General features: G+C 49.3%; 20 protein-coding genes. 15 read left to right on the forward strand and 5 right to left on the reverse strand.

Going from position 1 to position 21,263, the window contains the following annotated elements; all coding sequences use genetic code 11:
- The first annotated feature begins 11 nt into the window (after positions 1-11).
- From gspG to glpK, 9 genes are all read left to right on the forward strand, one after another.
- On the forward strand, positions 12-479 hold the full coding sequence (gspG, locus tag P1U47_RS01135) for a type II secretion system major pseudopilin GspG (protein WP_301026867.1): 468 nt from the start codon (positions 12-14) through the stop codon (positions 477-479).
- The gene (gspH, locus tag P1U47_RS01140; RefSeq protein ID WP_301026674.1) at positions 454-978 is read left to right on the forward strand and encodes a type II secretion system minor pseudopilin GspH; all 525 of its coding nucleotides are present in this window, start codon (positions 454-456) and stop codon (positions 976-978) included. Before gspG ends, gspH begins: the two co-directional genes overlap by 26 nt.
- The gene (gspI, locus tag P1U47_RS01145) at positions 975-1,340 is read left to right on the forward strand and encodes a type II secretion system minor pseudopilin GspI (protein ID WP_301026675.1); all 366 of its coding nucleotides are present in this window, start codon (positions 975-977) and stop codon (positions 1,338-1,340) included. The genes gspH and gspI overlap by 4 nt, the downstream gene beginning before the upstream one ends.
- Complete coding sequence (gene gspJ, locus P1U47_RS01150) at positions 1,337-1,963, forward strand: type II secretion system minor pseudopilin GspJ (protein ID WP_301026676.1); 627 nt, start codon at positions 1,337-1,339, stop codon at positions 1,961-1,963. Before gspI ends, gspJ begins: the two co-directional genes overlap by 4 nt.
- Positions 1,960-2,979, forward strand: a complete 1,020-nt coding sequence (gene gspK, locus P1U47_RS01155; protein ID WP_301026677.1) for a type II secretion system minor pseudopilin GspK — start codon at positions 1,960-1,962, stop codon at positions 2,977-2,979. The genes gspJ and gspK overlap by 4 nt, the downstream gene beginning before the upstream one ends.
- Positions 2,976-4,169 (forward strand): type II secretion system protein GspL, encoded by a 1,194-nt coding sequence (gene gspL, locus P1U47_RS01160; RefSeq protein ID WP_301026678.1) that lies wholly within the window; start codon positions 2,976-2,978, stop codon positions 4,167-4,169. Before gspK ends, gspL begins: the two co-directional genes overlap by 4 nt.
- Positions 4,166-4,648 carry a type II secretion system protein GspM gene (gene gspM / locus P1U47_RS01165; protein ID WP_301026679.1) on the forward strand — a complete coding sequence of 161 codons (483 nt, stop codon included), beginning with the start codon at positions 4,166-4,168 and terminating at the stop codon, positions 4,646-4,648. The genes gspL and gspM overlap by 4 nt, the downstream gene beginning before the upstream one ends.
- Positions 4,645-5,367, forward strand: coding sequence for a type II secretion system protein N (gene gspN, locus P1U47_RS01170; protein WP_301026680.1), 723 nt, complete (start codon positions 4,645-4,647; stop codon positions 5,365-5,367). Before gspM ends, gspN begins: the two co-directional genes overlap by 4 nt.
- Before the next feature lie 152 nt (positions 5,368-5,519).
- Entirely contained in the window at positions 5,520-7,001 is a 1,482-nt protein-coding gene (gene glpK, locus P1U47_RS01175) for a glycerol kinase GlpK (protein ID WP_301026681.1), read from the forward strand.
- Between the two features lie 42 nt (positions 7,002-7,043).
- Here the strand turns inward: glpK and P1U47_RS01180 are convergent, their stop codons facing one another.
- The 4 genes from P1U47_RS01180 to P1U47_RS01195 form a co-directional block, all read right to left on the reverse strand.
- Positions 7,044-9,884 (reverse strand): GGDEF domain-containing phosphodiesterase, encoded by a 2,841-nt coding sequence (locus tag P1U47_RS01180; RefSeq protein ID WP_301026682.1) that lies wholly within the window; start codon positions 9,882-9,884, stop codon positions 7,044-7,046.
- A 2-nt stretch (positions 9,885-9,886) separates the two neighbouring features.
- Positions 9,887-11,044, reverse strand: a complete 1,158-nt coding sequence (locus P1U47_RS01185; RefSeq protein ID WP_301026684.1) for a hypothetical protein — start codon at positions 11,042-11,044, stop codon at positions 9,887-9,889.
- Positions 11,045-11,047: 3 nt separating this feature from the next.
- Positions 11,048-11,488 (reverse strand): hypothetical protein, encoded by a 441-nt coding sequence (locus P1U47_RS01190; protein ID WP_301026685.1) that lies wholly within the window; start codon positions 11,486-11,488, stop codon positions 11,048-11,050.
- Between the two features lie 124 nt (positions 11,489-11,612).
- Complete coding sequence (locus P1U47_RS01195; RefSeq protein WP_301026686.1) at positions 11,613-12,356, reverse strand: DUF1499 domain-containing protein; 744 nt, start codon at positions 12,354-12,356, stop codon at positions 11,613-11,615.
- Positions 12,357-12,683: 327 nt separating this feature from the next.
- Here P1U47_RS01195 and ung point away from each other — a divergent pair, with 327 nt between their 5' ends.
- Positions 12,684-13,391, forward strand: a complete 708-nt coding sequence (gene ung, locus P1U47_RS01200; protein WP_301026687.1) for a uracil-DNA glycosylase — start codon at positions 12,684-12,686, stop codon at positions 13,389-13,391.
- Here ung and P1U47_RS01205 read toward each other — a convergent pair.
- Complete coding sequence (locus P1U47_RS01205) at positions 13,381-14,214, reverse strand: MerR family transcriptional regulator (protein WP_301026688.1); 834 nt, start codon at positions 14,212-14,214, stop codon at positions 13,381-13,383. The two genes, ung and P1U47_RS01205, sit on opposite strands and share 11 nt — an antisense overlap.
- Before the next feature lie 259 nt (positions 14,215-14,473).
- On the opposite strand from P1U47_RS01205, the gene P1U47_RS01210 reads away from it, so the two are divergent.
- The 5 genes from P1U47_RS01210 (at position 14,474) to P1U47_RS01230 (ending at position 21,246) form a co-directional block, all read left to right on the forward strand.
- Positions 14,474-16,948, forward strand: a complete 2,475-nt coding sequence (locus P1U47_RS01210) for a TonB-dependent receptor (RefSeq protein ID WP_301026689.1) — start codon at positions 14,474-14,476, stop codon at positions 16,946-16,948.
- Between the two features lie 62 nt (positions 16,949-17,010).
- Positions 17,011-17,673, forward strand: coding sequence for an START domain-containing protein (locus tag P1U47_RS01215; RefSeq protein WP_301026690.1), 663 nt, complete (start codon positions 17,011-17,013; stop codon positions 17,671-17,673).
- 173 nt (positions 17,674-17,846) lie between these two features.
- Positions 17,847-18,713 carry a metal-dependent hydrolase gene (locus tag P1U47_RS01220; protein ID WP_301026691.1) on the forward strand — a complete coding sequence of 289 codons (867 nt, stop codon included), beginning with the start codon at positions 17,847-17,849 and terminating at the stop codon, positions 18,711-18,713.
- Positions 18,710-19,699, forward strand: a complete 990-nt coding sequence (locus P1U47_RS01225) for an alpha/beta fold hydrolase (RefSeq protein WP_301026692.1) — start codon at positions 18,710-18,712, stop codon at positions 19,697-19,699. The genes P1U47_RS01220 and P1U47_RS01225 overlap by 4 nt, the downstream gene beginning before the upstream one ends.
- A gap of 14 nt (positions 19,700-19,713) precedes the next feature.
- Positions 19,714-21,246: an NAD(P)/FAD-dependent oxidoreductase gene (locus P1U47_RS01230; RefSeq protein WP_301026693.1), complete on the forward strand. Its 1,533-nt coding sequence runs from the start codon at positions 19,714-19,716 to the stop codon at positions 21,244-21,246.
- Positions 21,247-21,263 lie beyond the last annotated feature (17 nt).

The raw sequence follows: 21,263 nt of genomic DNA on the forward strand, positions 1-21,263 counted from the left end.
TAGTTGTGGACATATTGAAGGTAAAAGCAAATCGAAACGTGGCGTGCGGTGCTAAGCAGCGTCGGCAGTCGGGTTTTACGCTACTTGAAATCATGGTTGTTATCGTGATTTTGGGCTTATTGGTTGCGGTGGTTGCCCCCAATGTTTTGCAAAACCAAGATCGCGCCATGGTCGAAAAAGCGCGGGCTGATATATCGGTGCTAGAGCAGGCTTTGGATATGTATAAACTCGACAACCACGTATACCCCAGTACCAATCAGGGCTTACAGGCGCTGGTGAAAAAGCCTGAGACCGGCAACCAACCAAAAAATTATCGCAGCGATGGCTATATAAAACGCTTGCCCGAAGACCCTTGGGGAACGCCCTATGTGTATATCCAGCCGGGTGAGCACGGGCCATTCGATTTGTATTCTACCGGCGCTGATGGGGAAGAAGGTGGAGAAGATCTCGCCCGTGACATCGTCAACTGGCAGGAGTGAGGCGGGGTTTTCACTACTTGAGTTAATGGTGGTTATTTTTATCATTGGCTTGTTGAGTGGTGTGGCTGCGCTGACTTTACCCTCTAGTGACGGCGGTGCCCTCTTGCAAAAGCAGCGCTTTAAATTGATTGGCAGTTTGCGCAGCGCGCGCGCCGAGGCGGTATTTAGCGGTCACAGTTTAGGGCTGCTATGGCAGCGGCAGCGCGGCGAATTCTATGTACTCACCGCCGACGGTTGGCAAAAAATTGTGCAGGGCGTACTGGCTAAGAATATTGAGCTCGATGAACGCGTGCAAACCGAACTGAGTGTGGGCGGGGAAGTGGTGAGTGAAGATATTGGTAAACCCTCCCGCCTTGATGAAAACGCCAGTGAGCAACAAACTAACCCACAGTTGGTGTTTCTGTCTGACGGCCAAATATCGCCCTTTGAGTGGCGGCTATCTACCAGTGGTGCCGAATCTTTGGCGTTTGACGAGCAGTTGACGGTTGAGCAGCCATGAGCCTAATGTCTCGGCGCCGGCAAAAAGGGTTTACCCTCCTCGAAATTATGGTGGCACTGATGATTTTTGCCACAGCCGCCGTGACCCTAACCAAAAGTCTCACCGAGAGCGCCCGCAATATTGGCGCGCTGGAAGAGCGGCAGTTTGCCGATTTAGTTGCTGGTAATGTGTTAATTGATATTCTGCGTGACGGCTACGGCAATAATAATAGCGGTAAGGAAAGCATGGCGGGATTTGATTTTAAATGGCAGCGCAGTGTGGAGCAAACGCCGCATCCAAGTATCCGGCGCGTGGATATCAGTGTTAGCCTGCAAACCTCCAGCGATGTGCTTGCCACGCGCTCGGCGTTTTTACGTAAATGAAGATGCAAACTGCATCGCGGCCGCAGAGTGGTTTCACCCTAGTCGAGCTTCTCATTGCCATCGGTATTATGGCCTTACTCGGTACCGCGGGTTCACTATTGCTAAATAGCTCCCTTGAAAATCAGGCGCATATTGAACAGCGGCAGCAGAAATTAGAACGTCTGGCACTGGCGTTAACAATTTTCCGCCGTGATATAGAGCAAATTAGTCAGCGTATACCCCGCGATGAGCAGGGCGATGTGTTGCCCGCTAATCTTGTAGCCGAACAGATCGGCGAAGACAGTGAACTGGAATTTGTGCACGGTGGGCGACGAGTATTGCCAGGGCGAGGTCTGGGCAGCACCTTGGAGCGGGTGCGTTATGTAAAGGAAGAGAAAGAGTTAATACGCTACAGCGCCGGGGTAGCCGATCCTGCCGGCAACACCCACTGGCAGCGGCAGGTCTTATTAAATGATGTGTCCAGTTTTGTGGTGGAATTGTATGACGGCGAGCGTTGGTCGACCTTCTGGCCGCCGAGCACTCAGATTAATGCCACTCAGCCCAAAGCGCTGCGCTTAATCAGTAGCGTGGGTTCGTGGCCAGATATTCGCCTAAATGTACTGCTGCCGGAGTCATTACTGTGATTCGCCAAACGGCTAAGCAACGTAAACCGGCAGCGTTGGCTCGTAAAGGTCAGCGCGGCGCCGCGCTCATGATGGTACTGCTGATTGTGGCGGTGATGGTGGTAGTGGCGGTGGGCCTCATTGACGGCGTACGCTATAGCAGTCAGCGCTTGTTAAATCAGCGGATTATGGATCAGGCCTATTGGTATGCGCTGGGTGGCGAGCGAATTGCGGTTTTTGCTCTCGAAGATATCGCTGGCGAAACAGTGGTTAACCTTGGCCAAGATTGGGCGCGCAAAGATATTGTTTTTCCTATTGATGGCGGTTCTATTGCGGGTTTAATAAGTGATGAACAGGCCTGTTTTAATATTAATTCACTGTATAAGCAGGCCTCAGACAGTGGCGATAGCACTGAATTAACTACGGCGGAAAGGGTCTTTACGGGCTTGTTAACAAACTTGGAAATTTCACCTCAACGCGCGGAGTTTATTATTGGCCGCACTCAAGATTGGATTGATGAGGATTTTTCGCCAGAGGGAATATACGGGGCAGAGGACTTAACTTATACCGCTAAAGACTACCCCTATTTGCCGCCAAATAATTTGATAGACTCCACTAGTGAGCTTGGTTTGTTCGCCGAGTTTGAAGATGATGAACAGGCGCGTATAGCCCCTTATCTCTGCGCATTACCCGAGGCGAACACTGTATTGAATATTAATACGGTAACAACGGCGCAAGCGCCATTAATGGCTGCAGCGGTAGGTAATGTGTTGAGTGTTGAGGCGATAAAGGCAGTGTTAGAACGCCGCCCAGAGCAGGGCTGGTCAGATGTTGCCAGCTTTGTTAGCGAGCTGGGTTTGTCTGCGGAGGAGCCATTGCCGACTGTGTTTTTGCAGGGCTTGGGCGTAACTTCGCGGTATTTTAAAGGGCTGGCCGATGTTTTTTACGAGCAGCGTCAGCTGCATTTGTACAGTCGAATGGTATTAAAAAATGGCAAGGCAGTTGTCTATGCCCGTGAGTATGGAGAAGTTTTTTGAGCGCGCTGTTGTTACTCGATTTACCCCTCGATTTAGAGGCTACAGTGCCGTGGCTGCATTGGGACAGTGAACGTCACTGCGTGATAGCCGAAGGCGTATTAGCCAATAGCGGCGAGTTGCCCAGCTTGGCTGAGAGCTGTGGCGCGGTGCCGTGTTATGCCTTGTTGCCGGGCACAGCGATCAGCGCGCATAAGGTGGTTCTGCCTAAGGGCGGACGAGTCGGTATGACTGCCTTGCCGTTTCAGCTAGAAGATAAATTGTGTGCCGATCTTGACGACGTGCATATTGCCGCGGGCACCTTAGTGGCGAGACAAGCCAGCAGCGTATTAATTGCCGATCGCAATTTGGTGCAAAGCTGTTTGGACACCCTCCGCCTCAGCGGTTTACGGGTTAAGGCCCTGTTGCCCGATTATGCGGTATTGCCTGCCAATACTGTGGTGATCGACGAGGAGACCGTGGCAGCGAATATCCATGGCCAGCCTGCAAGTATGCACAGTGCCAATTTTCCAGTGTGGCAGCAAGTGCTCGGTGAGGAGCTTAGTGTTGAGCCTCTGCGGGTTTATTGTGTCGGCGATTGTGACGAGAGTGCGCTGGCGGCGGGCGACCATATTGTTGAACGCAGTAAAACTCGGTTGCAGGCCTTTGCGCAGGGCTTCCAAGCGTGGCCGCTGTCGTTGTTGAGCGGCCCTTATATTCTTCGTGACGAGAGTGGCGAGGCGCTGGGCCGCTTGCGTTGGCCGTTAATATTGGCGGGGGCTTTACTTGGATTGCACTGGCTGAGTTTGGGACTGCAAACGTACAACTTTAACCGCGAGGCTGATGTCTTAAATCAAGGTATGGACACGGTTTACCAGCAGACCTTCCCCGGTGCCAGAGTAGTAAACGCACGGAGCCAAATGCGCAGCCAATTAAATGCCCTTGAGAAGGGTGGCAGCAACGGCAACATGCTGCCGTGGTTAGCCAAAGTGGCGGCCACCAGCAAGCTCAAGCCGGGGGTTACGCTGACCCAATTGAATTATGAAAATGATCCCGCGGTGATGAAATTGATGCTTAAAGCCGCTTCTTATGAAGCGATTGACCAATGGTTAGCCAGCTTAAAGGCGCAAGGCCTGAGTGTGGAGCGCGGCGCCTTTGGACAACAGGATGAAGGTATCGCGGGGCAGATTAGTATCCGAGGTGCCAGCCAATGAAAGCGCTAAATCAATTACTTGAAGGCCGCTCAGAGCGCGAGCGCATTATTTTGATTGCTGGCGTAGTGGTGGCGATACCGTTAATGGTGTGGTTGCTACTGTGGCAGCCGCTGTTAAAGGCGCGTAGCAGTGCTGAATCGCGGGTCGAACAACGCCGTAGTGCCTACGTGTGGATGCAGCAAGCGGCCGAGCAATTTCAAATGGTGCGGGGCCGAGTGCCGCAGGCTAGCTCGGGGGCGGGGTCTCCACAGCAGCAAATTACTGGCGCGGCAGCAGCATTGGCAATTAATGTGAATCGCATTGAACCGCAGTCTTCTGGGCGTTATAGCTTGTGGGTTGCCAACACCGATTACAGTAGTGCCGTGCGTTTAATTGAGGCTTTATCAGTGTCGGGAATGACCGTGTATTCGGTAAATATGAGTTTGTTAGATGTGCCAGGCAATGTTTCTTTGCGGGCATCAGTAGGGAGTGAGGGATGAGGCGTTCACTGTGGATTGTCTGTGGCGGCCTGTTCTTTCTGTTGTGCCTATTAATGGCGAGCCCCGCGTGGTTAGTCACTGACTTTGCCCTTAAAAAACTACCTCAGCTACAACTGGGCAGCGTTAGCGGCAGTGTGTGGCGGGGCAGAGTAGATACGGCTAAATATGGCGATATTACGGTAACCGACTTGCACTGGCATTTGTCATTGCTGGGTATATTTCGTGGTGTGCCATTGGCGATCGACGTTGCTGGCCCAGTTAAAGGCCATGCCGAGCTTGGCGTCGGCGGTAATAATACGCTGCGTTTGCGCAATGTATTGGCGCAGGGCGGTATTGCCGAGTTGATGGCGGTAGCCAATTTACCCAGTATGGGTTTTGACGGCGGCCTGAGTGTCGAGTTAGCGGAGGCCAGCATCACCAATACCGGCTGTGTGGATATAAGCGGTACGTTTACCTTGGCGTCGCTGCTTGGTGATATCGATGGTATTAGTGATATTGCGCCCGTAGCGGCGGCCTTAAATTGTGAGAATGGCCTACTTGTCGCGGTGGTTGATGAAAATAACCCTACACGGGTGCGGGGCAAGGTCCAGCTAATGAACAATGGCCGTCTCAAAGGGCAGCTAATGTTAACGCCAGCGCCAGCAAGTTTGTTGTATAAAAGCTTAAGCCAATTTTTGGGTGCGCCGCGCAATAAAACCGATTTTGTATTGCGTTTTTAAATTGTTAATAGCCTCGTTAAGTCATGGATGAATCTATAAATTAAGTTCTTTCGGCAATTGCAGTCTCGCGCTGTGTAGCGTTTGGACTGGTCTCGCGGGGGAGGCTCTGCCATTATTGTCGCTGTAAAAGTACACAAAGCATCGGATGAAATATGGATACTTATATACTGGCAATTGATCAGGGCACGACGAGTTCGCGGGCGATTGTATTTAATGCGCGCGGCGGAATTTGCGGAGTTGGTCAGCAGGAGTTTAGTCAGCATTACCCACAGGATGCGTGGGTGGAGCACGACCCTGAAGAGATATGGCAAACCACCCTGAGTAGCTGCAAGGCGGCGATCGCCGCAGCGGGTCTTAGCGCTGCTGATATTTCCGGTATTGGCATCACCAATCAGCGCGAGACCACCGTAGTGTGGGATCGGGAAACCGGCGCGGCAATCTACCCCGCCATTGTCTGGCAGGATCGCCGCACTGCCAGTCAGTGTGCGGAGCTAAAAGCACAGGGCCTCGAGGAGCTGGTTGCCCAGCGCAGCGGTTTATTATTAGATCCCTACTTTTCCGCAACCAAACTAACGTGGATTTTAGATAATGTGGCCGGTGCTCGGCAGCGCGCGGAAGCGGGCGAGTTGGCCTTTGGCACTATCGACAGCTTTTTGCTGTGGCGTTTAACAAGCGGTGCCGAACACGCCACAGATGCAACGAATGCGTCGCGGACCTTATTGTTTAATATTCATCGCCAAGAATGGGACGATGAATTACTGGGTTTGTTTAAAATTCCTCGTGCACTATTGCCTGAAGTAAAAAATAGCTGCGATGACTTTGGTCGCTGCGACCCTCAGTGGTTTGGCGAAGAAACCCCGATTTGCGCCTTGATCGGTGATCAGCAGGCGGCAACGGTGGGCCAGGCCTGTTTTAAACCGGGCATGGTGAAGAGCACTTACGGTACCGGTTGTTTTGTGGTGTTGAACACGGGTGCTGAAGCCTTAGCGTCGAAACACCGCCTGCTAACCACGGTAGCCTACAGAATCAAGGGTGAGGTTACTTACGCCTTAGAGGGCAGTATTTTCGTGGCTGGCGCGGCGGTGCAGTGGCTGCGAGACGGACTGCACTTAATAGGCTCTGCGTCGGAAACACAAGCGCTGGCCGAAAGCGTGGCCAGTTCTAATGGCGTGTACATGGTGCCGGCCTTTACCGGCTTGGGCGCGCCATATTGGGACCCAGACGCGAGGGGCGGTATATTTGGGCTCACTCGCGACACGGGTATTGCGCATATCGCCAGAGCAACCTTGGAATCGGTGTGTTACCAAACCCGTGATTTACTAGAAGCGATGCGCGGCGATGGCGCAGACTTTGCGACCCTGCGGGTGGACGGCGGCATGGTAGCCAATAACTGGGTGGTTCAGCGTCTGGCTGATATTTTGGATTGCCGCTGTGAACGGCCAATGATCACTGAAACTACCGCACTCGGCGCCGCCTATTTGGCGGGTTTACAGCTCGGGGTTTACCAATCTTTAGAAGAAATTGCGGCGCTGTGGGAGTACGCCGACGGCTTTGACCCCGTCATGAACGAAGTGGATAGAGCGCGCCGTTACACCGGATGGAAGAACGCCGTGGCACGAGTCCGTACCCAGTAGTAGTACGAGGGCGATTCATTTTTAAATCGCCCAGCGGAGCTGCTAAAGGTCATGAATGCGCAGCGACAGATCTAGTGCGCTAATTGGCATTGGCCGGCACACATAATAGCCCTGTACATACTCCACACCCATGTCGAGAACGATGTCTAGCGCTTGTCTATTTTCAACACCTTCTACAATGACTTTTTTGCCGAGATTGTGGCTCATCTCCACCATGGACTTAACTAGCACTTGATCGCTTTCTCGCTCGTGAATAAAGCGAATAAAGGACTGGTCAATCTTAATGTAGTCAACCGGTAGTTCTCTAACGTATTCAAATGACGTGAAACCAATACCAAAATCGTCAAAGGCGATTTTTGCGCCAACGGCCTTGAAATTATTCAATAGTTTGCGGGCAGCACTCAAGCTTTCTAGTGCGTCGGTTTCAACGACTTCAAAGATTAAACGATCGGGATTTGCACCGGTTCTTTGTAAAATTTCAGTCATTCGCTCTTCGAAATCGGCTTGCTCTAATGTTGGCGCGGTAATATTTATGCTTAGCCCAGTCGTTATGCCGGAATCTTCCCACATACGCTGTTGGCGCATGGCTTTTTCCATTACCGAAAAATCGAGTTTAGGCATTAATCCTGATTCTGCTGCGATGCCAAGAAATTGTGCTGGCGCAATGAATTGGCCTTCGTCGTCTAGCATGCGCACTAAACACTCACAGTGGCTGATGCTATTGGTGTTTAGATCTAAAATTGGTTGATAAAATAAAACCAGTCGATTGCCGCTTAATGCCGCTTGTAATTGTTCTTTCATGCGATATTTTTCGTGGCGGGACACCCGGCTGGTATCGTCGGACTCGGCAGCATAATAGAGACTACCCCGCACCTTGCTTTTTACTTTGGTCATGGTCGATGTGGTGTTAGAGATAAGTTCGTCTATACCACTTAAACCTTCATCGTAGCTATCGACCACAATAGAAATACAAATCTCTTCATTGACACTATTATTGCTGAAGGTATACCGAGTTAAGGTTTCTATGTGGAGGTTTTTAACACTTTTGCCCGACGACAAGGGGTGATGAATGATTGCACAAAATTCGCCGGAGCCGGTACGCGCGAGGGGGCAACCGTCGGGAAGCGCCGCCATTAAATGCGCGGCCAAATCGTTTAGCAAATGGTCGCCAGCGTCGAAGCCAAAACGGTCGTTGAAAATGGCGAAGTCGTCGATGTCGAACATAACGAGTTCAATTAGATCTTGGTCGCGGTGCCGGCCAATATAATCATTGGCTAATTCGGTGAAGCTGCTGCGGTTAAGTAGGCCGGTAATGCGGTCGTGTTGGCCCAGCCAATGTAGGCTTTCGGCTGCCTCCTTACGCTCAGTAATATCGATGCCCATCGATAATATATGGGCTTCGTCATTAACATGCAGGCAGGTATGCGTCCATAAAAAGTAGAGCTTGCGGCCATCGTCAGTAAAGAACGGCATTTGGCCCTGTATTTTTTTTCCAGTGGTGTCGGTAATGCTTTGTAAACTGGCTGACAGCGATTTACTTTGATGTTCGTTTCTAACCCAAGTGTTGATATTGGCGTTAATAGGCGCCTTCAAATTTTGGCCTGTTAGTTCACGGCCCATTTTGTTGATGTTGCGAATATTGCCAGCGCTGTCGTGGATAATGACTGCCAGTGGTGAGGTATCGAGCAGCATTTCGGTAAAAAATTTCGCCTCGGTAAGGGCTTCAATTTTTGACTTTAGCTCGTCGCGGTGCTTGTTGACACTGGCGTCCATTCTTTCTAATGATTCAATCACATCGCCGATGGTGTCTTGGAGAATATCAATTTCATCGGAGTATTTTTCTCGGGAGTGTCGTTGGTTGATTAGACTCTTGGCCTCTTTGAACTGTCCGTCTGGAAGCATAGGTAGAATTTTGGCTAGCCGCATCAGTCGATCAAGTGAGGGCTTTAGAATCAGACTAATAACAATGATGATTAGCGAAAGCGTAATTAAAGTAGAGAAAAAGATATCTTTTATGGCCTGAACTATTAGCGCTTGGATATGAGATTGGTCTTTAATTATGGCGATATAAACAGTGTTGTTGTCACTGCTTAACGGTAGAAATCTGGCGCTATAAAAATTATTGGCGTAGGTGTCAAAAAAGTCGTGAGTTTGGCCGGGACGAATCTCAGTGACATTTATAATATTTGTTAGCAAGGCCTTGATGCTGTTGGCATGGCTGGCGGCAATAAGTTCTTCTAATGCGAGTGACTCGCCGAGTTGGGTCATTGTTAATAGAGCAATGTCAGCACGGGTGATTTCGAAAAAATCTTGAATAAGCAGCGTTGCGGAGCGGTTGATATTGATAACCAGTTCGCGGCCATCATTAGTAATAATTGGAATAAAAACACTTTGAAAGCAATGCTGGCTACAGCTTAACGTGGCGATAGGTCGGTGGTTGCGATTCAATGAGGTCACCGCATGATTAATTTGCGCCATGCTTGGCTTTATTGTTGAGCCGTCTTGAATTGAGGTGCTTAAAATATCGCCTTTGGCAGTGAGGTAGTAAATTGATTCAATACCAGAGAGCAAAGAGGGTGGGGTGTTAATACCGTCGGCAATTTCCTTTTCGCTGGGGATTGGATATTGGTCGGCTAAGCGGAATAGCTCTTTACTAGAGCGGTCACTAATAGCGTTAAAGGTTTCTTCTAGTTGATCCAAGTTTTCCGCAACCGCGGAGCGGTGGGCGTGCACGGTTTGTACGTAGTTTAAATAGCCGCGCGCGCCCATAACAATCGCCACCGCTAGAAATAGCACCGCGCTAAGTTTGCGCTGTAAGCCTAGCTTTACTGGCGAGCTTTTAGTGCCTGAAGCTGGATTTATAAGTTGTTTAATTTTTTTCACGTTTAGAATCGATACCCTACCATAACGGCAAAAATCTCAGTTCGCTCAGCGAGAGGTAAATTGTCAAGGTTGTCGATTCCCGGAATACCTGACACACCCCTGATGCCGTAGATATCGGCATCCACAATCCAGTTGGCGGCAGGGGTCCAGCGTACACCAAACAATAAATTGTGGCTGTCTGTTTCACTGCGGTGGTCGCGATCAAGCACGCTCATTTCATAGCGGCCAGTTAGGGTGATATTGGGCGTCATACGATACTGGGCCTGTACGTATGCGGCTTCGATATCCTGAATTTGGGTACTTGGGCCAGTTTTGTATTCCGCAGTGATTAAACTGTATTCGCTGGTAAAGGTCCACATTGCGAGGTTTTTCTGCGCCGAGAGTACATAGCCATTGGCATCAAGGCTTAGTTCGCCAAGGGCCGCAATAGTAGACTCCATGGCCAAATTTACGTTTAGCATTGATATGGCAAACTTGCTGTCGCCGCCATTTCGCGAATGCTGTATTTGGGCAAAAATTGGGTTTCGTAATTCGCCTTTGTGAATAATAAACGAGCTTTGGCCAAATATATTTTTGATGACATCTGCAGACAGGCTTTTTGACCTGCCCATGGTGAGGGTGAGCGCCGTAGAGTTCTCGTCGGCATCCCAATAGCTATAAAGCTGGGCGCCGTCGGCAGAAAAGAGCAACTCCCGCAGACCATTACCTTCGAAATAGACGGCTTGGGGCATAAGAATACTTGGGCGAGTAAATATAACGTCTCTGGTGTCATTATAAAAACCAAAGGCGTTGCGCACACGGCCCAATCTAAAACCGAGGCCAGACATATCGTTTTCTACGGCTTTGATGTCGGCAAAAAGAAAGTCAATCTTGAGGTCGCCATTGTCGGTATTGCCGGCATCGCGGCTGAGTATTTGCCCTGCAAAGTTTAGAGCGGGTGTGACCCGCCAAGTGCTGTTGATAGCAGCTTCCATATAGTCTGTGCTGCCGTGCTGGCTGTCGCCGTAAAAATTATTGCCGTCACTTAATATATAGGCTTGAGAGAAAAAGCCGTGAAATTGTAGGTCGTCGATGTCTGTCGCCTGACTTAGGCTGGCAATACCCAGCATATATAGGCTGAGTATTGCGCGTTGGTATGAGCTTTTGATTGAATAAGGCATTATTTATTGCTCGCTGCTAGTTCGAAGAACGAACAGATTGGCGGAAGTATTGGGGATTGTGGCGGACTCGGAAATGCTTGTGGAAGCGTAGCCAATGGCGCCGGGTGTGGATTCGATCATTTGCAGTAATTGTTGTTCGCTATTCACTACGGTTGGCGGGATGCCGGTACCGCTGAAAATGAGCCGATCCCATTGTTCGCGCAGCACATAAGGGTAAATTTTGAGTATCGATTTGCAAAATTGTTGATGCAGCGGATTTTGGTCGGGTAGTACAAAAACTTTAATCGGCGTTTTGTCGTCCCAGCTCCGCTTGCGAATGGTGAAAATAGCGCGGAGGTTACTGGTGCTGAGTTCGCCGCTTTGCACATCAGTATTGGTTAGCACCACTACGCCGCTGTCGTTTAACGCGGTATGGAATACCTCGGCATTGCTTGCGCTGAGCATCAAAAATCCCAGGCAAGCGCCTAGGGAAAATTTTGTTAGCCAAAAGCGGGTGCTGAATTTTGCTAAATTCCGTGTCTTCACTAATCGTCCTGTGACGAGTGCATCCGTCATATGTCTGCCACGTTTAGAATTGTGTTGGCGTTGCTGCTTTGGCGATGTCAGTTTGCTCATTTAGGCTGAATGTTTCCAAAAAGGCAGTAATTCGTTGTGCATTTGCGCCGAAGTCTCCCTTACCAAGCCGAGACGCAGACCGCAAGTCGATGAGCGCTCCGGCATCGTTAGCTTGTATTTGGATGACAATGTCATCGATAAAACCAAACCAAAAGCTGCGAGTTTGCGCTTCAATATGCCCTTTCTGTTGATAATAGACCAGCCATCCCATTTCGCTAGCAATTTTAAAACTTAGATTTTGCGATTCGACTAGAGATAAAGGGCTTTGGTAGGTTTTTATGTGGGGGTAGGCCTGCTCTTGGAGTGCTATATTCGTACCCATGTAAGTGAGACTGTTATCCGCTGGGCCGCGTAAATCGGGCGCTTTAAGAAATTTTGGAGGCTGCTGGGTGTTGGTGCTGACGTCATTTATTAGTGGTGCACCAGCCCCGCGAAATAAGCTAAGGCTAAGAAACAGAATTGCTGGTAAGGCGATAAAGGCAGCGCTATTTAATTTGCGGCGGCCTTGCACGCTTGTGGTGCGGCGGGTAAATAGCGCTGAAGCACCGATACTAATCAGGCTGAGTAAGCCCGCAAAACTAAAGAGGGTTAAGCCAATTTGATAGTTAATCAGTTCGTAGCGAACGGTGGCGGTACTGAAGCCGAGAAGCAGAAGCGATATAACTGCAAGATTGAGGGTAAGGCTGGGAATACTCATACTGATACCGATGCTGTTTTTGTAATCTTATCAAAGGGTAACAGGATGTTGCTATTTATTTAGTAGGTGTTGATTATACCTAGGTGGGTATCTTTAGTGCGGGCTTTAATTGACAAACTGACGGAATCTGACGCAAAACACAGCCATTAAGTCATATGCTGGCGATGAATGTCTATTTTGCGTGAAGTGAGTTGGTAAAAGGGGACACAAATAAGGTGTTACAGCTTAGCCAGTTATGAAGTTTTCAAGAGTGGTGCATATAATGCGGGAGAGTGGTTGTATTGTGTTTAATATGCATGCTAACAAGTGTTTAAAAAGTGGTAAATCATGGTAGAGCAGTTGGATACATCTTGGCGAATGCAGCTTGGTGACGAATTTAACGCCAGTTACTTTAAGGCCTTAATGCGCTTTTTACAGGAGCGTGAAGAGGCTGGGGCCAAGGTATTGCCGCCGAAATCGCTATGGTTTTCGGCTCTATCGCAAACTCGGTTTGCCGACGTTAAGGTGGTAATTCTTGGGCAAGATCCGTATCACGCGGTGGGCCAAGCTCATGGTTTGTGCTTTTCGGTGTTGCCGAACGTGAAAATTCCGCCGTCGTTAAAGAATATTTACAAGGAGCTTGAGCGTGATCTTAAAATGCCAATACCCATGCACGGGTGTTTAGAAAGCTGGGCTGCGCAGGGGGTGTTACTGCTTAATACCGTGCTTACTGTAGAAGAGGGGCAGGCGGGCGCTCATCAAAATCGCGGCTGGGAGCATTTTACTGATGCGGTTATCGAAGCCATAAATACCGAGCGCGAGAGGGTGGTATTTATGCTGTGGGGTGCTCAGGCGCAAAAGAAAGGCGCGAATATAAACGCCCAGCGTCACTTGGTGTTGCAAGCTCCGCATCCCTCGCCCTTGTCTGCTCATCGGGGCTTTCTGGGCTGCGGCCATTTTTCGGCGGCTAATGCTTACTTGGTCAGCAATGGCGTACAGCCGATAGACTGGCAGCTCATGCAACCATCTGAGCCCGAGTTTCAGCTTACTCCTTAGGCATATCCACCATAATGGCTTCCAAGGTGTCGGCCAAAAAGCGGCTTGCGGCAATTTCCATTGCGCGACCAAGCTCGGCATCGACGACTTTTTCGGCGAGTGGCCTAAGACGCCAGATTAGCTCGGCAATTTTAGGAAGTTCTTCCTTTGGTGGCAATTTCTGCTCTGCGTAGGGTTCCAGTACGTGTTGGGAAACCAACTTAACAAACTCATCGGCAACCCTTTGTACATTTCCCCGCATCATTCGCAATATATCCAATAATTCATCTAGTGGAATACCGGTGGCGCAGAGCTCCTCGGCAACTTTAAGGGTGCTCATGCTCGAAATGCGCATTTGAGTGCCAGAGACGCTGAATAAGCCGAGGTCGTGGGCACTTTTAATCGCCGACGGGGTGAGTTTGGTACCAAACATCTTGGCGAGTTCAGTCATGGCTAAGGTAGTTGGCGCTTCATTGGTCCAAGGCGAGTTAACCGCGGTTTCTATGCCCAGTATTTCACTAAGACCTACACCTTCTTCTAAGGCGGCGAGTAATTCCCGAATAGAAGACAGGGTATAGCCTCTGTCTAGTAAATTGGCAATGAGGCGCAATCGCGATAAATGCTGGTTGTTATATACCCCCTTGCGGCCATTTAATGCTGGGGGAGGTAGTACGCCGCGGTCTTGGTAAGCGCGTATATTGCGCACGGTGGTATTGGCAGCAATAGCTAATTCTTCAACCGAATAGTCGCGCTGCGCTTCCGGTTCGGGGCTTGTCTCGGCAATAGGGCTAACCTGAGGCAGGAGCTGTGCCATGGTTGTGATGGTTTCTTCGGGGAATTTCATTGTCGTTGCTATTGCCGTCTCCGCAGTGGTGGGGCTGCAAATGATTGTTGAGGGCTTTGATTCTCACTAAAGCCTGCGCCAATTGCAATTAGTGGGGTGATTGACATCGTTAATATGTCGAATCAGCCAATGTTACAGGGCGTTAATGGTGTCAGTGTAAACAAAAAGCTTGACCCAATTATAGTCTAATATTATTGTTCCATTAATTAATGTTACATAAAATTGCGTCTTATAAGAATAATTGATTAGAGGTTTGTGTATGAGTGCTCGCGCCATCTCAGCAGTGTGCTGGCCGTTTATTGCATTTACTTTGCCATCGCTAGTGAATGGGGCAATGTTAGAAGAGGTTGTAGTTACGGCCCAGCACCGTACTCAAAGCTTGCAAGATGTCCCTGTGTCGGTAAGTGCGATTGGTGGCGACAAAATGATGGAAGCTGGCATTAATCGCATGGAGGATTTGCAGGCATATGTTCCCAATTTAACCGTTACCGAGAGTGGTATTAGCACTGATATTTATATTCGGGGTATTGGCACCGGGATGAATCAGGGTTTTGAGCAATCGGTTGGGATGTATGTTGACGGCATTTACTATGGTCGTGCACAGCTGGCTCGGGCGCCCTTTCTTGATTTGGCAAGGGTTGAGGTGTTGCGCGGCCCGCAGAATATATTACACGGTAAAAATAGTATCGCTGGCGCGGTTAATTTGATTACCGCAGACGCGAGCGAGTATTTTGAAGGGTTATTGTCGACGTTGTACGAACCCAGCTTTGATGAAAAAGTATACGACCTAATGTTGTCTGGTCCATTGACTGACAATGTGGGTATGCGCTTCGCTGCGCGTGTTCGAAACTACGGCGGTTTTATGGAGGATTTATTCCAAAATATAGATGGCCCGCAATACGATCAGGAAACCTATCGCTTAAAGATTAATTGGCAGGCGTCGGAGGCTACGAAAGTTGCATTGAAAATTGAGCTTGGAAGTTTTGACTCGCTAGGTCGCCAAGGTGAGATAATTAATGATGAGCCCTCGACATCAGGTGTGTTTTTGTTTACTGGGCGCACAGAGGCAGAAATTTTAGATAATAGCCAGTTTCCTGGTGTTGTTAATGTGGATACCGACGAGTCAGTTCGCAATAATTATCAGGATTATAGAACGGCCACTAATGGTAATTACAGTAATAATGACACCACCAATTTAACATTAAACCTAAGCAATATTACTGAGGCTGGTCACGAATTTACGGCAATTACCGGCTATCTGCATTATGAGTACAATGATCTCTGTGATTGCGATGCCACGCCGGCTGAATTATTCAAGCTTGAGTTGGCTGAAGATTATTCTCAGCTGAGTCAGGAGTTACGTTGGGTTTCGCCAGCGGGTGAAAATATTGAATATATTGGTGGTATTTATTTGCAGCGCAATGAACTCGATTTTCGCGACAAACTGATACAAGATTCTGATGTGGTTGTTCAACTACTTAATGCTGCAGACTATCTAGAAGCTGGTGCTCGAGGTGATATTGACCCTAATCCGCTAGGTGGTTCGCCTGCTGAGATTCTCGGTATTGGTGATGCTGGCAATGCGGTGGAAAATATTACCGCACCCCGAACATTTTTAAGCACCTCTAATATTTTTTCGGCGTTTTTACAGGCGACGTTTCATTTTGGTGATGATTGGCGCATGACCTTGGGTGGTCGCGAAACGCTTGAGAAAAAGACCGGTCGCCGCAAGCTGGATTTGGCAGATCTAGACGGAAATTCTCTGCCCGCGGGCGAAGTTGATACTGTGGCCGGTATAACCTTTTCAGCTGAACGGCACGACCTGCGCGGCAAGCGCACAGAAAGGTCATTTTCGCCCTTATTGAATTTTCAGTGGGATTATTCTCCAGACGGCATGGCTTACTTTACCGCTACCAAAGGCGTTAAGGCGGGGGGCTTTGATGCGCGCTCAAATATGTCGCCCAGTGCAGAGCCCACTGCGCGAAATCCCGGTGCGGTAGTTGCAAATCAGAGCGTCTTAATAGGCACTTTTGAATATGAGGAAGAAGAGGCAACGAGTTTAGAATTGGGTTTGAAAACGGGATTGCTCGATGGTGCGGCTGAGATAAATATTGCGGCATTTTATACCCAGTACCAAAATCTGCAGATTAGTATTTTTGACGGAACCCTCGGCTTTAATGTGGGTAACGCCAAAGAGGCCGTAACCATGGGGCTAGAAGTGGATGGTCGCTGGCAACTAACAGATTATTTGAGTTTGGGCGGCGCGCTTGCGGTAATGGATTTTGAATTTACTGATTTTGAAAATGGTCAGTGCCGGCAAGATCAAGTGCCAACATCGGATAATGGTGTGAACTGTGATTATACTGGTATGAGTAATCAGTACGTTGCCGATTGGTCGGGAACCTTTTTAATCGGTTATGTAAGGCCTATTAGCCAAACCTTGGGTATTGGTATGGGCTTAGATTTTGTATTCACCGACAAATACAATCCGTCTTCAAATTTAGACCCCCGCGTTGAGCAAAGTGGGTTTGTTAAGGTGAATGGTCGTTTGGGTATTGGGGCTATAGATAAGCACTGGGAGTTGGCGCTGGTTGGTAAAAATCTCACTGACGAAGTGATTATTGTTTATGCCGCCGATACGCCTTTGTCTAAGACTATTTTTGGCGCTACTAGTCATACGGGCTTCTTAGAGCCGCCTCGCTCAATAGCTATGCAGTTTACCTATCGTATGTAAGTTGGCGCAGTGCTGCTAGTCAGCGCTGTTGCTCTCGAATTAAATTGATTGGTGCTGAATTAATGTTAAATCCAAAAAGTATTTTATTATACCTCGGTTTGGTTTTTTTCGCGGGTGTTGCTCATGCTGCCGAATGGGAACTTGCCAAAGACGCGGATAATATAAAGGTCTTTACTGCGGTGATCGCGGGCTCGGACTACAAGGCTTTTCGTGGTGAAACCATTATTAAGGCGGAGCTTAATCAGCTGATGGCGGTATTGGATGATACCGCTAATTTTGTGCAGTGGATGTATAACTGCAGGGCGCCGAAACTGCTTTATAAAGCAAGTCTATTGGATCGCTACCAGTACCTGCAAAATGACTTTCCATGGCCTGCCAAAGACCGCGAGATGATTTTGCGTAATGAAATCAGTCAAGACCCGCAGAGCCGTGTTACAACTGTGAAGTTAAGTTCGGTCGTCGCTGATAAATTGCCACTGGCGGCCCAGCAATCGCTGCCAAGCGTTGACGGTGTTGTGCGTATGGGTGAGGTTAACGGTTTTTTCGAGTTGACTCCCCTGGGCGCTAATCAGACCAAGGTGGTGTTTCAGCTGCATTTAGATCCGGGTGGTGGCTTGCCGTCGGGCTTGGTGAATAGTCAAATTGTCGACAACCCTTACGAAACGCTCAAGGCGCTGCGCACGCAAGCGGCACGGCCAAAATACGCTAATTTCAACCCCTTCTGAATAGCTCGCCTCTAATAGCCGCGGTGGTGTATTTCGCTATAGCGGCCATTTACTCAACACCTAATTATTTGCTCAATATTCAACCAGAAACACCTTGACACTAATTGATGTCGCATATATGATATGCATCATATAATGTCTCATAATAAAATGGTTTTAAAAGGGAGTGTGTTATGGAAGGTCGCAACAAAACAATAGTTCAGCCCGTGCGTCGTAATCTAGAATTTAACCTACCTAAAGAGCGTATTGGTGATTGGCACGCTGGTGGTGCTCATATCACCCACTTTTTTAATGCCTTATCTATTTTTTTCCCGGACGGGGAGCGATTTTTTATCGACAGTGTTCGCCACTACCGAGGCCGTATTCAAGATCCCGAATTAAAAGAATCAGTGCGCGGATTTATTGGGCAAGAAGCTATGCACGGGCGCGAGCATGAAGAGTATAACCAAGCGCTGGTTGATAAAGGCCTGCCCGCAGATCGCTACGGTCGAATTGTTGTGCGTCTACTCGGCTTTTTTACCCGTTTTACACCCAAAATATCGCAACTTGCTGGAACAATAGCGCTTGAGCATTTAACTGCGATTTTAGCCAATATGGTGCTTAGTGAGCCTCGTATTCTGAAGAACGCTGAGCCACGGTTTGCCGCGCTGTGGAAGTGGCATGCACTGGAAGAAACCGAGCACAAAGCCGTTGCCTATGATGTGTTTCAACAGGTAACCGGTGGTGGTTTATTGGCATACATTCAGCGCTGTACTGCGCTGTTAACGGCAACATTTATTTTTTGGTTGATGGTGATTCCTTTTCATGTCGGTCTCGTGCGTAAAGAGGGGCAAGCGCTTAATTTACGTGGTTGGCTTGGTGTGATTAATTTTCTATGGGGCTCGCCGGGGGTCCTGCGTCGTACTATTCCCGATTGGCTCGACTACTTTAAACTAGGTTTTCATCCTTGGGATCACGATAATGCCCACTTCCTTGCAGGTGTCGATGCCTTGGTCACGGAAGTTGATGCTTATGGCGCAGTCGCGGGTGCGGCAGCATGACAGGTGCTAATGCCCAAAGGGAAGAAAATGACGCGGCGCTTGTGCTGTTTAAGGAGCTAAGTGAACAGTTTCACAAAACCCCGCTAGGCACAGTGGATCCCGCTTTGGTGCGGGCGTGGCGTTCTAGGACCAGTTTGTGGCAGCGTATGCTGCCATTGTTTGCACTGCAGGCTGGGCTTAAAACGGAATATAGTCAGGTTGATGGTCATCAATTGCATTATTGGGTGGGTGGTCTTTTGTCAGGTCCGGTGGTGGTGCTACTGCATGGCTTTGGCTCTAATAAAGAAAATTGGGCATTTCTTACCGGTAAATTAGCTAAGAATTACCGCCTGTTGGTTCCGGATCTTCCTGGTTTTGGGCAAAGCGACTTTGTGCCCAGTGCCGATTACCATCTTGCTGCACAAGCCGACAGGGTGGCCGCATGGTTGAAGGGCTTAGGTATTGAATGTGCACATTTCGTGGGTAGTTCTATGGGCGGCGCAATCGCTGCGCAAGTTGCAGCTCGGCACCCAAGTTTAGTCGAGAAGTTGTGCTTAATGAATGCGGTGGGCGCCCCCGGCAAACATCTTACCCAATTGGAAAGTGGGCTTGCCGCTGGGGTGAATTATTTGGCGCCGACCCGTGCTAAAGACGCGTGGCAATTATTTGCGATTGTCCTGCACCCCCAGCGGCGCTTGCTTGGTCTGCTTTTTTCATTATTGATGGGCGGGGTAATGAGTCAACGCAAAATACCCAATGATTTTTTGTTTTGCAAATTGGTCGACTCTTTTGCGGATACTTACCGCCAGTTGCCATCGATCTCTGCGCCAACTTTGGTGTTGTGGGGAGGTTCCGATCAAGTGTTAGATGCGAGCTGTGCCGAGGTGTTTTGCGAACGGATTGCAGGCGCCAAAGCCATGGTTTTACCTGCAGTTGGTCACCTTCCTATGTTGGAGGTGCCAGGCATTACCGCCCGAGTATTGCACGATTTTTGGCGCGCTAATTAGAAGCGAGAATGACGATGTCTAATAATAATGATGCCACCGCTGTGCGGGAGGTCGCCATCATTGGTGCCGGATTCGGCGGTATTGGTTTAGCGATCTGCTTGCAGCAGCAAGGTGTTCAAGATTTTGTGATTTATGAACAAGCGGCAGATGTTGGCGGCGTATGGCGCGACAATATTTATCCTGGTGCCGCTTGTGATGTGCCATCGCATTTGTATTCCTTTTCTTTTGAGCCCAACCCAGATTGGGGGCGCAGCTACGGCCCGCAAGAAGAGATACATCGCTATTTGCAGCACTGCGCTACGAAGTATCAGTTAAACAAGCATATTAAGTTTAGCACCGCGGTGCGTGCACTCGATTTTTGTGAAAACACTGGCTTGTGGAAAATTACCTTGGCGAATGGCCAACACGCCAAGGCGCGTGCGGTGGTGCTGGCGATAGGCGCGCTAAATATACCTCAATACCCAGAAATAGAGGGCATTGAAAAGTTTGGCGGCAAAATTATGCACACCGCTGAGTGGGATCCCGATTATGCGCTTGAGGGCAAGCGCGTTGCGGTGATCGGTACCGGTGCTAGCGCTATTCAGGTGGTGCCGGCGATTCAGCCTGAGGTCGCGTCACTTGCTTTGTTTCAGCGCACGCCGCCATGGGTTATGCCAAAATTTGACCGTCCCCAGAGTGCGGCCCGGCAGTCTCGGCTGCGGCGTTGGCCAGTTCTGCAAAAAATGATTAGAAGTCTGCAATATTTACTGGCCGAAAGTGTGGTGCCGGCGTTTATGTGGGACAGTTTCCTGACGCGGTTTGGCGAGTCAATGGGGCGGCGTTATTTGCAGAAGGTCGTCGCTGATCCTCAGCTTAGAAAACAGCTTACGCCGAATTATGCGATGGGCTGTAAGCGAGTGCTGTTGTCTGATAATTATTATCCAGCGCTGACGCAAAAGAATGTGAGTTTGCTGAGTGCAGGGGTTAGCCATCTTGATGAATCTGCGATTTACAGTAGTGACGGTTACCGTCTAGAGGTGGATGCTATTGTGCTTGCCACGGGATTTAAAGTGCCAGTGTCCGGCGCGCCGATGCCAGTGCGCGGCTTGGCTGGGCGGGAACTTAATGATGATTGGGCGACTGGCTCCCAGGCGTACAAGGGGATGGCGGTATCTGGCTATCCAAATTTGTTGTATATCATGGGCCCGAATACGGGACCGGGAAATACCTCGGTTATCTTTTATATCGAGTCGCAAATTCATTATATTTTGCAGTATTTACGGGTCTTGCGCGCCAACCCCAATGAATATATGGATGTAAAGTCTGAGGTCCAAAAGAACTTCAATGACGATGTGCAGCGCCGTTTCAAGGGCACAACGTGGACCTCTGGCTGTAATAGTTGGTATTTAACTGCCGACGGTAAAAACACCACTTTGTGGCCGAGCTTCTCGTGGCAGTATCGCTTGCGCACTCGTCATTTTGCGAGTGTGGAATACGAATTTATAGAGGTAGGCAGCGCGAGTGCTTGTGAATCAGAATCTGGCGACGAGCTAGCGGCGCTGGGTTAGCGATGTAGTGCAAGGGG

It is taken from the genome of Zhongshania sp. (assembly GCF_029212375.1).
GTDB lineage: Bacteria > Pseudomonadota > Gammaproteobacteria > Pseudomonadales > Spongiibacteraceae > Spongiibacter.

Coding starts and splice junctions, on each gene's coding strand:
- P1U47_RS01185 (WP_301026684.1), bottom strand. CDS start 11,044: ATGCCTTATTCAATCAAAAGCTCATACCAACGCGCAATACTCAGCCTA.
- glpK (WP_301026681.1), top strand. CDS start 5,520: ATGGATACTTATATACTGGCAATTGATCAGGGCACGACGAGTTCGCGG.
- P1U47_RS01215 (WP_301026690.1), top strand. CDS start 17,011: ATGTTAAATCCAAAAAGTATTTTATTATACCTCGGTTTGGTTTTTTTC.
- P1U47_RS01230 (WP_301026693.1), top strand. CDS start 19,714: ATGTCTAATAATAATGATGCCACCGCTGTGCGGGAGGTCGCCATCATT.
- ung (WP_301026687.1), top strand. CDS start 12,684: ATGGTAGAGCAGTTGGATACATCTTGGCGAATGCAGCTTGGTGACGAA.
- P1U47_RS01225 (WP_301026692.1), top strand. CDS start 18,710: ATGACAGGTGCTAATGCCCAAAGGGAAGAAAATGACGCGGCGCTTGTG.
- P1U47_RS01190 (WP_301026685.1), bottom strand. CDS start 11,488: ATGCTCAGCGCAAGCAATGCCGAGGTATTCCATACCGCGTTAAACGAC.
- gspI (WP_301026675.1), top strand. CDS start 975: ATGAGCCTAATGTCTCGGCGCCGGCAAAAAGGGTTTACCCTCCTCGAA.
- gspJ (WP_301026676.1), top strand. CDS start 1,337: ATGAAGATGCAAACTGCATCGCGGCCGCAGAGTGGTTTCACCCTAGTC.
- gspN (WP_301026680.1), top strand. CDS start 4,645: ATGAGGCGTTCACTGTGGATTGTCTGTGGCGGCCTGTTCTTTCTGTTG.
- P1U47_RS01205 (WP_301026688.1), bottom strand. CDS start 14,214: ATGAAATTCCCCGAAGAAACCATCACAACCATGGCACAGCTCCTGCCT.
- P1U47_RS01220 (WP_301026691.1), top strand. CDS start 17,847: ATGGAAGGTCGCAACAAAACAATAGTTCAGCCCGTGCGTCGTAATCTA.
- gspM (WP_301026679.1), top strand. CDS start 4,166: ATGAAAGCGCTAAATCAATTACTTGAAGGCCGCTCAGAGCGCGAGCGC.
- P1U47_RS01195 (WP_301026686.1), bottom strand. CDS start 12,356: ATGAGTATTCCCAGCCTTACCCTCAATCTTGCAGTTATATCGCTTCTG.
- P1U47_RS01210 (WP_301026689.1), top strand. CDS start 14,474: ATGAGTGCTCGCGCCATCTCAGCAGTGTGCTGGCCGTTTATTGCATTT.